Origin of the sequence: Microbacterium sp. GCS4 (assembly GCF_001262495.1) — a bacterium.
Lineage (GTDB): Bacteria > Actinomycetota > Actinomycetes > Actinomycetales > Microbacteriaceae > Microbacterium.
In genome coordinates, this window is sequence record NZ_LGYE01000001.1 from 1,405,784 (window position 1) to 1,418,191 (window position 12,408).

Sequence of the window (12,408 nt, forward strand, 5' to 3'; positions counted from 1 at the left end):
TTCCCCTTCGGCGGGCGTCCCGGTCACGCACGGTCACACCGAGCGCAGGAACCTCTGCTCCACGCGTCGGTATCCCAGCCCCTCGTACATCGCGATCGCGCCGGCGTTGAACCCGAACACGTGCAGACCGATCGACTCGGCGCCGATCCGCCGCGCCTCCTGCTCGGCGGCGAGCATGATCTCCCGACCATGACCCCGACGGCGGTGCCCCTCCGCCACCTCGATGTCGAGGACGAAGGCATGCGGTCGCCCGACGCGCGTGCGCTCGCCGAGCCACAGGATGCCGACCTCCTCGCCGTCCGCGTGCGCCGTGAACAGAAGCTGACCGGCCGAGTCGACGCCCTCGGGCAGCTCCAGCGTCATCTGCCGGTGCGACTCGGTCGCGGCCGCCTCCGCCGAATAGCGCCCCGAGGCCACGAGGTCGTCCGCGAACGCCGACTCGGAGTGCGCCGCGAAGCCGACGAACCGCTCGGGCGTCATGCGGCGCAGCTCGATGCGAGGGGCCGCGTCACGGGCGGGCAGCGGCTCGAGCAGCATCTGCATCGAGGCGAGCTCGAACCCCCTCCCCTGCAGGAACGCGTGCCCATCGGCATCCGTCGCATAGAGCGCCACGGACAGACGCTTCACGCCCTGTCGGGTCACCAGTGCCGTCAGCGCCTCGAACAGACCGTCGCGCTGAGTCTCGTCGGGAGTGGTCGTGAACAGGAGGTCGACGACGAACAGGATGCCGTCGTTCGCCGCGAGCCAGACCGTGCCGATCTCCACACCGTCGTCGACGATCGTGAGGATCAGCGAGGTCTCGGTGTCCCACCCCGACGGCAGCAGCTCGGTGAGGAAGGCCTCGGCGTGCGCGACCGCATCGTCTCCGAGCAGCATCCGCGACTCCTGCCGCAGTCGGATGAGGCGCTCCCGCGTCGCGATCAGCCAGGTGTCGAAGCGGTTCTCGTCCAGGGGGATCAACTGCACAGACATGTCTCCATCCTGCACCCCGCACAGCTCAGGACTCGTGCAGCTCAGGACTTGTGCAGCGCGTCCTCCGCCGCGACCCACGCGAGCATCGCGCACTTCACGCGCGCAACGTAGCGCGAGACGCCGCCCAGAGCCGCCGCGTCTCCCAGCAGCTGCTCGTCGGGCTCGATCTTGCCGCGCGAGCGCATCGCCTCGCGGAAGGCCGCGATCCGCACCTCGAGCTCCTCGACCGTGAGCCCCTCGGCGAGCTCGGCGAGCAGCGAGGCGGAGGCCTGCGAGATCGCGCAGCCGTGTCCCTCCCACGCGATCGCCTCGACGCTGCCGTCGTCGGCGCGATGCACCTGCAGGGTGACCTCGTCGCCGCACGTCGGGTTGACCTGGTGCGACTGCGCCGCGATCTCCCCGCGCAATCCGAACCCGTGGGGGGTGCGCGAATGGTCGAGGATGAGCTCCTGGTACAGGTTCTGCAGGTCGCTCATGCGCCCCTCCCGAAGAATCGGATGGCTCCGGCGACGCCGTCGACCACGGCCTCCACCTCGGCCTCGGTCGTGTACAGATACGTGCTCGCCCTGGTCGACGAGGTGATCCCCAGCCGGCGGTGCAGCGGCTGCGCGCAGTGGTGCCCCACGCGCACGGCGATGCCGAGATCGTCGAGATACTGACCGACGTCATGCGAGTGGATGCCGGCGACGTCGAAGCTCGCGAGCCCGACGCGCGGCAGGTCGATGCCGGATCCGAGCACCTGCACGCCCTCGATCGCGCTCAGCCCCTCGACCAGACGTCGCCCGAAGGCGGCCTCGTGCGCCGCGATGCGCGGCATGCCCACAGCGATGAGGTAGTCGATGGCCGCGGCGAGTGCGACGGCCTGCGACACCCGCTGCGTCCCGGCCTCGAAGCGCTGCGGCGGCGGGAGGTACTCGGCCTCCGTCGTCGTCACGGTCGTGATCATGGAGCCGCCGGTGAGGAACGGCGGCATCGCCTCGAGCAGCGCGCGCCGACCGTACAGCGCGCCGATGCCCGAGGGACCGAGCATCTTGTGCCCGGACAGCACCGCGAAGTCGACATCGAGCGCGCGCACGTCGAGCGGCAGATGCGGCGCCGACTGGCACGCGTCGAGCAGCACGAGCGCCCCTGCCGATCTCGCCAGCGCGACGAGCTGGTCCACCGGGTTGACGACGCCCAGCACGTTCGACACATGGGTGAACGCGACGAGTCGGGTGCGCTCGCCGATCATCTCCGCGGCGACGTCGAGGCGCAGCGCGCCGTGGTCGTCGAGCGGGATCACGCGCAGTGTCGCGCCGGTGCGCGCGGCGAGCTCCTGCCACGGGATGAGGTTGGCGTGGTGCTCCATCTCGGTCGTGACGATCTCGTCGCCCGGCCCGATCCGCAGCCCCGCCGCGGCGTCTCCCCCGCGCCCGAGCGACGCGTTCGAGATCGAGTAGGCCACGAGGTTGATCGCCTCGGTCGCGTTCGACGTCCAGACGATCTCGTCCTCGGCGGCGCCGACGAAGCGGGCGACCGTCGCGCGTGCCTCCTCGAACACCTCGGTGGCCTCGGCGGCGAGGGTGTGGGCGCCCCGGTGCACGGCGGCGTTGAGGGTGGTCGCGAACTCGCGCTCGGCGTCGAGTACCGCGAGCGGGCGCTGTGAGGTGGCGCCGGAGTCGAGGTACGACAGCGGATGCCCGTTCACCTCGGTCTGGAGGATCGGGAAGTCCTCGCGGAGACGCCGCACCTCGGCATCCGTCAGCGGGGCATCCGTCAGCGGGTCCATCGCGTCGGCAGGGCGGAGAAGACTCATCCTTCTAGCTTCTCATCTGACGTCGCACGACGGGTCGCGGGTCTAGGCTCGCACCATGATCAGCGGCGATACTCTCGCGACCTTCATCGTCGCGGCGTTCATCATGGTCGTGATCCCCGGCCCGACGGTGCTGTTCACGATCGGACGCGCGATGGCCCTCGGCCGGCTCGGCGGCTTCCTCAGCATTCTCGGCACCGCGCTCGGCTCGCTGGTGCTCGTGGTCGGCGTCGCTCTCGGCGTCGGCACGGTGATCGCCCAGTCCGTCGTGCTGTTCACGATCGTGAAGGTGCTCGGCGCCGGGTACCTCGTGTTCCTCGGCATCCAGGCGATACGTCATCGCAAGGATGCCGCGGCGGTCGCGACCGGGCCACAGCCGCGGCGCTCGGGGGCTCGCCTGCTCGGAGAGGGTGTCGTCGTCGGCGTGACGAACCCGAAGTCGATCGCGTTCTTCCTCGCGATCCTTCCGCAGTTCGTCGACCTGCACGCCGGGTCGGTGCCGATGCAGCTGCTCGTGCTGGGCGGGATCGTGGTGGCGATCGGCGTCTCGTGCGACGCGATCTGGGTGCTGCTCGCGAGTGCGGCACGCCAGTGGTTCGGCCGCTCACCGCGCCGGATCGAGGCCATGGGGGCGACCGGCGGCGGACTCATGATCGCCCTCGGCGCATTCCTGCTCGTGTGGAGCGAGAAGCCCGCGACGACCTGAACTCACATGCGGGCGTAGCGGGCGCGCACGATCGAGAAGACCCCGTAGAACGCGAGCCCCGCTCCGACGAGCCAGAGGATCACCCGGCCGAACGGCAGGTCGGCGAGGCTGCGCAGCGCAGCGTCCAGACCGCCGGATTTGTCAGGGTCGCCCGTCCACGCCGCGATCACGAACAGGATGCCGGTGACCGCCACCGCGATGCCCTTGGCGACGTACCCGACGACCCCGAGGACGACGATCGGCGGACGCCCTGCACCCGAAGGAAGGTCGAGCATCTTGCGGAACCCGGTCGTCACGCCGCTGACGAGGAAGCCGATGCCCACGCCGACGACCGTGAGACCGATCACGATCAGGAGAAACACCCCGCCCGGGGTGGAGAGCAGCGCCGCGCTCAGCGTCTTCGACGATGTCTCCGACTCGGCGTGGCCGCCGAACGCGTAGATCAGCGCGAGACCCGCGATCACGAGGTAGGCGATCGCGATGCCGAGCAGCTTGATGCGCTGCCCCCACTTCTTCACCTCGCCGCCGGACGCGACGAAGGCGCTGACGATGTTCCACACCGCGAGCGCGATGAGCGCGGCCGCGATGACCGCCAGTACGAGACCACCGACGGGCGTGGAGCGGATCTGCTCCATCGCGCCGTCCTGGTCGGCATCGCCACCCGCGCCCGAAGCGATCGAGACGGCGAGGGCGCCGATGATGATGTGCACCAGGCCGACCACCACGAATCCCGCGCGGGCGACCCGGCGGAAGGCATCGGACCCGCGAGCCTCGTGCGCGGCGGACTTCGCTGTCGTCATCCGAGAAGGATATCTCGGGCGGTCCGCATCCGATCAGTCGACCGTGTCCCGATCTGCTGACGAACCGTGGGTACCCGTCAGCGGATCGGGCCCGAATCAGCGGATCGGGTCAGACGCGCTCCACCGGCTGTCGCAGGATCGTGCGCAGCTTCTCGGGCGCTGAGCGACGCGGGTCGCCGAGGTAGATCTCGTGGTGCCGCCCGGTCATCCGCAGGCCGTTGTCGGGGATGAACTTCTCATGCATCTCCGCGAGCACCGGCGCCTCGTCGTCGTACGAGCCGATGTGCAGCGTCTGCACGCACAGCCCCTCATCGAGGGGCTCGAGCCGCACCGAGCGAAGAGCCGCGGGAGGCTGCTCCTTTCTCTTCGCCGACTTCGCCTCGACCGCATCCACGGCATCCGCGAACATCCGCGGCGTGATGTGATCCGGAACGTGGATCATCATGGTCCACAGCCACGCCGACTTGTCGCGCCGTGAGGTGAACGACGCCATGTCCGGCGCATGCCACAGCCCCTCAAGCGGCATCACGACCGTGTCGATGCCGAGCTGCGCGCGCGCCGCGAACTTCAGCGTGTACGCGAGCGGGAACAGCGCCGACACGGCCTCCGCGTACTCGGGCGCGGTGTTCGGATCGCCCGCGCCGTCGACCATGAGGTACTGCAGCGGCGGCACTTCGACGATACGGAACTCGCCGCGCTTCGCCCGGTACGCGTCAAGCGTCTTCTTCGGATCGATCGGCATGGCTGGACCTCACTGCTGGCTGGGATCGTTGCCTCATGGTGCCACGCGGCTCGGGTGCCGGGCGGACGGATGCGCGTCCGCGCCGTCCGGCGATCACGCGACGCAGACGTATTCAGAATCTTGCTGACACGCGGCTTACGGAGGTCGGCACTCCGGCATGCCGAAAACGGTACTTCAGTGTTTCGGCCGTATTCAGGTTTCGGCGGGGGGGGTTTCGGTGGAGTGTCGCGTGTCTGCAGATCAACGACGATCAGGCCGCCGGAAACGATCGTTTTCGGCGGACGCCCTTCTCATCACGGGCCATGCGGCTCTCTACGCGCAGGACAGAGTCGAGTACACCTCGATCACTCGTTCGGTGTCGGGATAGCCGGCGTCGTCGAGAGCCGATCGCACGTCCTCTCGGACGGCCTCGAGGTAGGCGGACCCGTGAAGTCGAATGACAGGCACGGAGTCGAGGTCGGGGTCGTCGTCCAACAAACGGAACCAGCTCGCCCGCTGCGCATCGCTGACCGTGGCCTCGTCGAGCGCCTCGGCTGCGATGCGGCCCGCCTCCGCCGGCGGGTCGTCGACGGCGGGGCTGAGCCACCAGCTGATCTCACACGCGCCACCGGGTACCGACACGATCTCCGAGCGATCTGGCTCGCTCAAAGGCGGCATCGATCGGCATCCCGCCATCAGGACCGATGCCGCCAGCAGTGACGCGATCAGTGCTGCCCGTCTTCTCATCCCGCGATCCTACGTGCCGCATGCTCGCTCCCGCCCGCCATCCGAGATCACGTCGGTTCGACCGCCAGCCACAGCTCACAGGAGGCGCTCGTACCGGTGAACTCGAGGTAGCGGACGATCGACGGCCCCGGCCGCAGCCGCCACGGGTTCGACGGAAACCACTCGGTCGCCGTCGACGCCCAGAGGTTCTGCAGCGTCTCGGGGAACGGGCCGCTCGCGGTGAAGACCGCCCACGCGCCAGCGTCGACGCGCATGACATCCAGGTCGGTCGGCACGTCGGCATCCGCCGGGATGGAGACTCCGTGCAGATAGGTGAGCATCGTTCCTTCCGGCGCGTCTGGCGGTGTGTCGCCCGTGACGGCGAGGATGCCGCCCGGCTCGGCGGCGCTGAGCGCCTTGAGCCGCGCATGCTCCTCGGCGGGGATGCCCGCGATGTGCTGCTGGATGTGCGGGTTGACGCCCTCGTGGATGAGCGGCACCTCGACGGCGTGACCGACAAGGACGAGCTCGGGTGCGGTGGTGATGGTGACGTCCATCGGACTTCTCCCTTCGACGCTCAGGCGGAACCGGAGCATCGCTTGTGTGCGGAGAGGACCCCCGTCTCGGCGTGCCTCCGCCGGTGCGATCCCGTGCACGGCACGGAAAGCGCGACCGAACGCCTCGACGGACCCGTAGCCGTGTCGGACGGCGACGTCGATCAGATTCGCCGCTCCGGCCGCGAGCTCGGCTCCCGCGAGCGTCATACGCCGCCGACGGATGTATTCCGACAGCGGCATGCCCGCGAGTGCCGAGAACATCCGGCGCAGGTGGTACTCGGTCGTACCGTGCGATCGAGCGAAGTCGGCGAGGTCTGATTCCTCGCCGCCCGCCGCCTCGACCTGGTCGACCAGGGCGTTGAGCGTTCCGATCATGAGGTCCTCCTTTCCTCACCATCGTGCGGCTCGAGCGTATCCCCGCGCCCGATCATCCGTGCCCGATTCGATCAGGTCGACGAAGACGACCGCGAGCCCGATGTCGGGATCGACGGTGACTCCGCATCGAGCCGGTCGGCTCCACCCGGTGAGGGCCAGGCGACCAGATCTGCCAGCCGACGGAGCGATGGGACGAGCATCGCCACTCGCAGGAGGAGATAACCCACCACCGTTCCGAGAACGTTCGTGATGAGGTCATCGATGTCCGCAACGCGGCCGGGGCTGATGGTGATGTCGCCGATGAACTGGACGACCTCGATCGTGCCGCTCACCACAAGCCCGACGAGTGCTGTCCGCAGCCAGGTCGATGTGCGCAGGAGAAGTGGCGCAAGGACGCCGAGTGGCACGAAGAGCGCCACGTTGAGAGTCAGTCCGATCGGGTCGTCGACGAGGTCCTGGAACGGCACGATGCTGATCCAGATCCACCACGGCTTCTCATACTCGGACGGACCGAGGCTGAGGGGAAGGAAGGTGAGGGAGACCAGCGCTGCGAAGTAGACGGTCGCGGTGACGCCGCTGAACAGCCGCAACGGGGTGAATCTCCCACCGATGCGGAGTCGCCATGCGGTGAGCGCGATGCCGCCGGATACGAGCGCGGCGATGATGACGAGGTCGACGGGGCTCACCACGCAATCCTTTCATCCGCTCACCACCGGCATGACGATAGGCGACCGCCCCCGCACCGGACGTCGCTGTCGTGATCGGATCAGGATGTCGTCCCGGAAGGCTCGACGATCACCTCGCCGTGGTCGAGGGCGTACGCGCGCGTGCGGTGCAGCTGCACGATCCCGAGCGGCACGCCGACGACCAGGAAGAGGCCGAAGAGCACCACGGCCACGAGGGAGAGGACGGACTGCACCACATCGGACGGACGGGAGAGAAGCACCCCGATCTGGGGTATGCCGACCGCCATGACCACGCAGACGAGCTGCCCCAGGGTGTACGTCTGCAGGACCGACGAGACGGCGGCGAAGTGCGGAGCGACCGCCTCATTCTCCGCCGAGAGCGAGATCTTCTTCCCCCTCGAGATCACTTTGCCGAGCTCCTTCAACCGGTCCGCATCACCATCGACGAGGTCGCGGAGCTGCCTCGACAGTCGCAGCACCACGACAACGCACACGATTCCCACGGACAGCCCCCCGAACATCAGCCCGAAGACCAGCGGTTCCCACGTCGGCTGCTCGCCGTCGTCGAGGAGCACGAACAGCGCGAGAACCGCCGCGGCGCCGACCGCCGATCCGATGACCGCTGCGATGACGATGTGTCGCACGTCTCGCCGCAGGTCGGCCCGGGGATACGCGGCCGCCTCGGAGGCGGTCGCGGAGCGGTCTGACTGCTTCTCCGTGCGTCGCAGAATCGGCCCGAGCCAGACCGCTCCGGCAGTGAGGGCGATCCCGCCGACCACCAAGACCGGAACGACCCACCACGCAGTGCCGGTGAGGGCGACGTAGACGCTCAGTGCGACCGTGGCGAGCACCTGAAAGGTGACTGTCACGATCAGGGTTCGCCGGTACGCCCGTCGCGAGCTGGCCGTCCGCGCCGGATCCCAGAAGGCCAACGAGCTGCCGAGGATGAGCGGGGCGATCGTGTACATGGTCGTCGGAATGGCCGACAGAGCGGACCATTCGCTCGGCCCCCCGGATTGCGTTCCCAACAGGACACCACCGCCGACCGCGAACACCAAGATCACGATGAAGGCGCCGACCACCACGAGCACACGCATACTGTCTCCCCAGATTCAGCCCCTCCGCCGTCAGGCTCCCACACGGCGCTTCGCTGCGCACGTGATTCGTCGGGGGTTGACACCGGGCGGACTTCTGCGCCCGCCGTGAACAGGAGCCCGTCAGCCGCGCGCGCCTGGATCGGCGAGCAGATCGGCGAAAGCGAGCTCGGCGGCGCCGATCAGCAGGCGATCCTGGCCGAGGGCCGCGGGACGGATCTCGAGCCCTTCCGCGCTCTCCGTCATCGCCAGCGCGGCGACGTCATCCACGAGCCTCTCGCCCTGCAGGGCGGAGAGCGTCGCGAGGAATCCTCCCAGCACGACCACCGACGGATTCAGCACGTTCACCGCGTTGGCCAGCGCGCTCGCGAGGACGCGAGCCTGGCGGGCCACCTCGGCTTCCACCGCGACGGACTCGGATGCCGTGAGCGCGGCGTCGAGTGTGTCGTCGTCGGCCTGATCGAGATCGGCGACGTCCAGCAGCATCCGACGGCTCACCTCGGCCTCCAGCGTGCCGTCGCCCGTGCGACGGTCGGCGTCGTCGGAGATGCGCGGACGATTCTGACCGAACTCCCCCGCGTAGCCGCCCGCCCCGGTGACGGGGATGCTGTGGATGATGAGCCCGCCGCCGATACCGGAGGCACCGCCGTTGAGGTACACGACGTCGTCGAAGCCGTGCCCTGCGCCGTAGCGGTGCTCGGCGATGGCACCCAGCGTCGCGTCGTTGTCGACGGAGACAGGGAGTCCGGTCGCCTCGCGCACGAGGTCGGCGAACGGCACATCGCTCCAGTGCAGATGCGGAGCGTTGCGGATGACGCCGTCGCCGGAGCGGACCAGACCCGGCACGGCGATCCCCACGGACTCGATGCGGGCCCCCGCGAGCACGTCGTCCTTCCAGGTGGAGATGCGATCGGCGACGACGGCCGCCACCTCCTCGGGCGTCGGCACCGTCGCGTGCTCGATGCGATCCCGCACGAGGATGCTGCGATCCAAGCCGACCGCAGCGATCTCGGTCGCGTCGATCTCGGGGTTGACCGCGATCGCGACGACCCCGGCCGAGGGCCTCACGACGGGCGAGGGACGGCCGACGCGACCGGCGACGTCGGGGACGCTCTCCTCCACGAGCCCGCGACGCACGAGTTCGGCGACGAGGTCCGCGATGGTGGAGCGGTTCAGCCCGGTCGTCTCGGTGAGCTCCGCCCGTGACTGCGCTCCGAGTTCGTGGACGAGTCTCAGGAGGCGCGCGAGGTTGTGCGGGCGGGTGCCCGTGGCGGGACTCGTCGGGGGCGGCATCCCTTCACTGTAAAGGGTGGACGACGCCGTTGTCATGAGATATGTTGTCACACGCAACTTATTCGATGACCTGCGCAGGAGCGGCCATGACCACCCCCACCCGTGACGACAAGTTCTCCTTCGGTCTCTGGACCATCGGCTACAACGGCGCCGACCCGTTCGGCGGGCCGACCCGACCCGCGCTCGACGTCGTGCACGCGGTGGAGAAGCTCGCCGAGCTCGGCGCCTACGGCCTGACCTTCCACGACGACGACCTGTTCGCGTTCGGCTCTACCGAGACCGAGCGTCAGACGCAGATCGACCGGCTCAAGGGGGCCCTCGCCGACACCGGCATCGTCGTGCCCATGGTCACCACGAACCTCTTCAGCGCCCCGGTCTTCAAGGACGGCGGCTTCACCTCCAACGACCGCGCCGTGCGGCGCTACGCGCTGCGCAAGGTCTTCCGTCAGCTCGACCTCGGCGCCGAGCTGGGAGCGAAGACCTTCGTGATGTGGGGCGGCCGCGAGGGCGCGGAGTACGACTCCGCGAAGGACGTCCGCGCCGCACTCGAGCGCTACCGTGAGGGCGTCAACCTGCTCGGCGACTACGTGACCGACAAGGGCTACGACATCCGCTTCGCGATCGAGCCCAAGCCCAACGAGCCGCGCGGCGACATCCTGCTCCCGACCCTCGGTCACGCGATCGCGTTCATCGACTCGCTCGAGCGGCCCGAGCTGGTGGGCGTCAACCCCGAGGTCGGGCACGAACAGATGGCCGGGCTCAACTTCACCGCCGGCATCGCGCAGGCGCTGTTCCACGGCAAGCTCTTCCATATCGACCTCAACGGCCAGCGCGGCATCAAGTACGACCAGGACCTCGTGTTCGGTCACGGCGACCTGCACAACGCGTTCTCGCTCGTCGACCTGCTCGAGAACGGCGGCCCCGGCGGTGTCCCCGCCTACGACGGCCCCCGCCACTTCGACTACAAGCCCAGCCGCACCGAGGACGAGACCGGCGTGTGGGAGTCGGCCGCGGCCAACATGCGCACCTACCTGCTGCTCAAGGAGCGGGCGGCGGCGTTCCGCGCCGACCCCGAGGTGCAGGAGGCGCTGGCCGCCGCGCGCGTCGACGAGCTCTCCACGCCGACGTTCGGGCCGGGCGAGACCTACGACGACTTCCTCGCCGACCGCTCCGCCTTCGAGGACTTCGACCCGAGCGCCTACTTCGGCGGCAAGGGCTCGGGCTTCGTCCGTCTGCAGCAGCTTGCGACCGAGCACCTCCTCGGGGCACGCTGAGCGTCATGCCCCTGGTTCTCGGGGTCGACTCGTCGACCCAGTCCTGCAAGGCGGTCGTCGTCGACACCGCGACCGGCGCGGTCGTGCGCTCCGGTCGTGGCATGCACCCTGACGGCACCTCGGTCGACCCCGAGGCCTGGTGGCGTGCGCTGGAGACCGCGATCGCCGAGGCAGGATCGCTCGACGACATCGCCGCCTGGGCGATCGGCGGTCAGCAGCACGGCATGGTCGCGCTCGACTCCGCCGGCCGGGTGATCCGCGACGCGCTCCTGTGGAACGACACGCGCTCGGCGGGTGCGGCCTCCGACCTGATCGCGGAGTTCGGCGCGGAGGAGCTGTCGACGCGCACCGGCGTCGTCCCCGTGGCCTCGTTCACGATCACGAAGCTGCGCTGGCTGCGCGACCACGAGCCCGAGCACGCCGCCCGCGTCGCCGCCGTCGCCCTGCCGCACGATTGGCTGACCTGGCGTCTGCGAGGCTTCGGCCCCGAGAACCCCGTCCTCGACGAGCTCGTGACCGACCGGTCGGATGCCTCGGGCACCGGCTACTGGGATCCTGCGACCGGCGAATACGACCGGGAGCTCCTCGTCGCGGCGCTCGGCCATGACGCGGTCCTGCCGCGCGTGCTCGGGCCCGACGAATGGGTGATGGATGCCGCGGGTCGTCGTGTCGGTGCGGGCGCCGGCGACAACGCGGGCGCGGCGCTCGGTCTGGGTGCCGAACCGGGCGACGTCGTCGTGTCGATCGGCACCTCCGGCACGGTGTTCGCCGTGAGCCGGGATGCCGTGCACGACGCCTCCGGCACGGTCGCGGGCTTCGCCGACGCCTCCGGGCACTTCCTGCCGCTCATCGCGACGCTCAACGCCGCGCGCGTCGTCGACATCACGGCAGCACTGCTCGGCGTCACGCACGAGGAGTTCAGCGCACTCGCGCTCACCGCAGAGCCGGGAGCCGCGGGGCTCACGCTGCTGCCCTACTTCGAGGGCGAGCGCACCCCGAACCTCCCTGACGCGACCGCGACGCTCTCCGGCATGACCCTGGCGTCCACGACTCGCGAGAACCTGGCGAGGGCGGCCGTCGAGGGGATGCTGCGCGGACTCGGCGCCGGACTCGACGCCTTCCGCGAGCTGGGGATCCCGCTGGATCGCGCCCTGCTCATCGGCGGCGGTGCGCAGTCAGAGGCGGTGCGGCGCATCGCCCCCGAGGTGCTGGGCCTCCCCGTCGAGGTGCCCGAGCCCGGTGAGTACGTCGCGCTCGGCGCTGCGCGCCAGGCATCCGCGATCCTCGACTGACGTTCTGCGAAGAGTCGGCGCGTTTCGACTCGCTCCGCTCGCTCAACGACCGGGATCCATCCCTCACGGTCGTTGAGCGAGGAGCGCAGCGACGAGACGAAACGCGCCGATCCGCCCGGG

13 protein-coding genes are annotated in these 12,408 nt (G+C 69.5%); 3 read left to right on the forward strand and 10 right to left on the reverse strand.

Annotated elements, in window-relative coordinates:
* Positions 1-33: 33 nt before the first annotated feature.
* Genes AKH00_RS06865 through AKH00_RS06875 form a run of 3 tightly spaced genes read right to left on the reverse strand, consistent with a single transcriptional unit; the run spans position 34 to position 2,740 of the window.
* Entirely contained in the window at positions 34-972 is a 939-nt protein-coding gene (locus AKH00_RS06865; RefSeq protein ID WP_050721878.1) for a GNAT family N-acetyltransferase, read from the reverse strand.
* Between the two features lie 41 nt (positions 973-1,013).
* A complete protein-coding gene (gene sufU / locus AKH00_RS06870) occupies positions 1,014-1,448 on the reverse strand; it encodes a Fe-S cluster assembly sulfur transfer protein SufU (RefSeq protein ID WP_050721879.1) in 435 nt (144 codons plus the stop codon).
* The gene (locus AKH00_RS06875) at positions 1,445-2,740 is read right to left on the reverse strand and encodes an aminotransferase class V-fold PLP-dependent enzyme (protein ID WP_050721880.1); all 1,296 of its coding nucleotides are present in this window, start codon (positions 2,738-2,740) and stop codon (positions 1,445-1,447) included. Before AKH00_RS06875 ends, sufU begins: the two co-directional genes overlap by 4 nt.
* An 82-nt stretch (positions 2,741-2,822) precedes the next feature.
* Here AKH00_RS06875 and AKH00_RS06880 point away from each other — a divergent pair, with 82 nt between their 5' ends.
* Complete coding sequence (locus AKH00_RS06880) at positions 2,823-3,470, forward strand: LysE family translocator (protein WP_050721881.1); 648 nt, start codon at positions 2,823-2,825, stop codon at positions 3,468-3,470.
* 2 nt (positions 3,471-3,472) lie between these two features.
* Here AKH00_RS06880 and AKH00_RS06885 read toward each other — a convergent pair whose 3' ends face one another.
* From AKH00_RS06885 to AKH00_RS06915, 7 genes are all read right to left on the reverse strand, one after another.
* Positions 3,473-4,270, reverse strand: coding sequence for a DUF1206 domain-containing protein (locus tag AKH00_RS06885; protein ID WP_050721882.1), 798 nt, complete (start codon positions 4,268-4,270; stop codon positions 3,473-3,475).
* A 109-nt stretch (positions 4,271-4,379) separates the two neighbouring features.
* On the reverse strand, positions 4,380-5,012 hold the full coding sequence (locus tag AKH00_RS06890; RefSeq protein ID WP_050721883.1) for a GyrI-like domain-containing protein: 633 nt from the start codon (positions 5,010-5,012) through the stop codon (positions 4,380-4,382).
* A 312-nt stretch (positions 5,013-5,324) separates the two neighbouring features.
* Positions 5,325-5,738, reverse strand: a complete 414-nt coding sequence (locus AKH00_RS06895; RefSeq protein ID WP_152926111.1) for a hypothetical protein — start codon at positions 5,736-5,738, stop codon at positions 5,325-5,327.
* Between the two features lie 47 nt (positions 5,739-5,785).
* Positions 5,786-6,649, reverse strand: a complete 864-nt coding sequence (locus AKH00_RS06900; protein ID WP_050721885.1) for an AraC family transcriptional regulator — start codon at positions 6,647-6,649, stop codon at positions 5,786-5,788.
* Between the two features lie 71 nt (positions 6,650-6,720).
* Positions 6,721-7,335, reverse strand: coding sequence for a VanZ family protein (locus AKH00_RS06905; protein ID WP_161804383.1), 615 nt, complete (start codon positions 7,333-7,335; stop codon positions 6,721-6,723).
* Positions 7,336-7,415: 80 nt separating this feature from the next.
* On the reverse strand, positions 7,416-8,432 hold the full coding sequence (locus AKH00_RS06910; RefSeq protein WP_050721887.1) for a hypothetical protein: 1,017 nt from the start codon (positions 8,430-8,432) through the stop codon (positions 7,416-7,418).
* Positions 8,433-8,552: 120 nt separating this feature from the next.
* Positions 8,553-9,722, reverse strand: a complete 1,170-nt coding sequence (locus tag AKH00_RS06915) for an ROK family transcriptional regulator (protein WP_050721888.1) — start codon at positions 9,720-9,722, stop codon at positions 8,553-8,555.
* Between the two features lie 86 nt (positions 9,723-9,808).
* On the opposite strand from AKH00_RS06915, the gene xylA reads away from it, so the two are divergent.
* Both xylA and xylB read left to right on the forward strand, forming a co-directional pair.
* Positions 9,809-10,996, forward strand: a complete 1,188-nt coding sequence (gene xylA / locus AKH00_RS06920) for a xylose isomerase (RefSeq protein ID WP_050721889.1) — start codon at positions 9,809-9,811, stop codon at positions 10,994-10,996.
* Between the two features lie 5 nt (positions 10,997-11,001).
* Entirely contained in the window at positions 11,002-12,288 is a 1,287-nt protein-coding gene (gene xylB / locus AKH00_RS06925; protein ID WP_050721890.1) for a xylulokinase, read from the forward strand.
* Positions 12,289-12,408 lie beyond the last annotated feature (120 nt).

Excerpts from the sequence above, each read along its gene's own strand:
- AKH00_RS06865 (WP_050721878.1), bottom strand. The coding sequence starts at position 972 with ATGTCTGTGCAGTTGATCCCCCTGGACGAGAACCGCTTCGACACCTGG.
- sufU (WP_050721879.1), bottom strand. The coding sequence starts at position 1,448 with ATGAGCGACCTGCAGAACCTGTACCAGGAGCTCATCCTCGACCATTCG.
- AKH00_RS06875 (WP_050721880.1), bottom strand. The coding sequence starts at position 2,740 with ATGGACCCGCTGACGGATGCCCCGCTGACGGATGCCGAGGTGCGGCGT.
- AKH00_RS06880 (WP_050721881.1), top strand. The coding sequence starts at position 2,823 with ATGATCAGCGGCGATACTCTCGCGACCTTCATCGTCGCGGCGTTCATC.
- AKH00_RS06885 (WP_050721882.1), bottom strand. The coding sequence starts at position 4,270 with ATGACGACAGCGAAGTCCGCCGCGCACGAGGCTCGCGGGTCCGATGCC.
- AKH00_RS06890 (WP_050721883.1), bottom strand. The coding sequence starts at position 5,012 with ATGCCGATCGATCCGAAGAAGACGCTTGACGCGTACCGGGCGAAGCGC.
- AKH00_RS06895 (WP_152926111.1), bottom strand. The coding sequence starts at position 5,738 with ATGAGAAGACGGGCAGCACTGATCGCGTCACTGCTGGCGGCATCGGTC.
- AKH00_RS06900 (WP_050721885.1), bottom strand. The coding sequence starts at position 6,649 with ATGATCGGAACGCTCAACGCCCTGGTCGACCAGGTCGAGGCGGCGGGC.
- AKH00_RS06910 (WP_050721887.1), bottom strand. The coding sequence starts at position 8,432 with ATGCGTGTGCTCGTGGTGGTCGGCGCCTTCATCGTGATCTTGGTGTTC.
- AKH00_RS06915 (WP_050721888.1), bottom strand. The coding sequence starts at position 9,722 with ATGCCGCCCCCGACGAGTCCCGCCACGGGCACCCGCCCGCACAACCTC.
- xylA (WP_050721889.1), top strand. The coding sequence starts at position 9,809 with ATGACCACCCCCACCCGTGACGACAAGTTCTCCTTCGGTCTCTGGACC.
- xylB (WP_050721890.1), top strand. The coding sequence starts at position 11,002 with ATGCCCCTGGTTCTCGGGGTCGACTCGTCGACCCAGTCCTGCAAGGCG.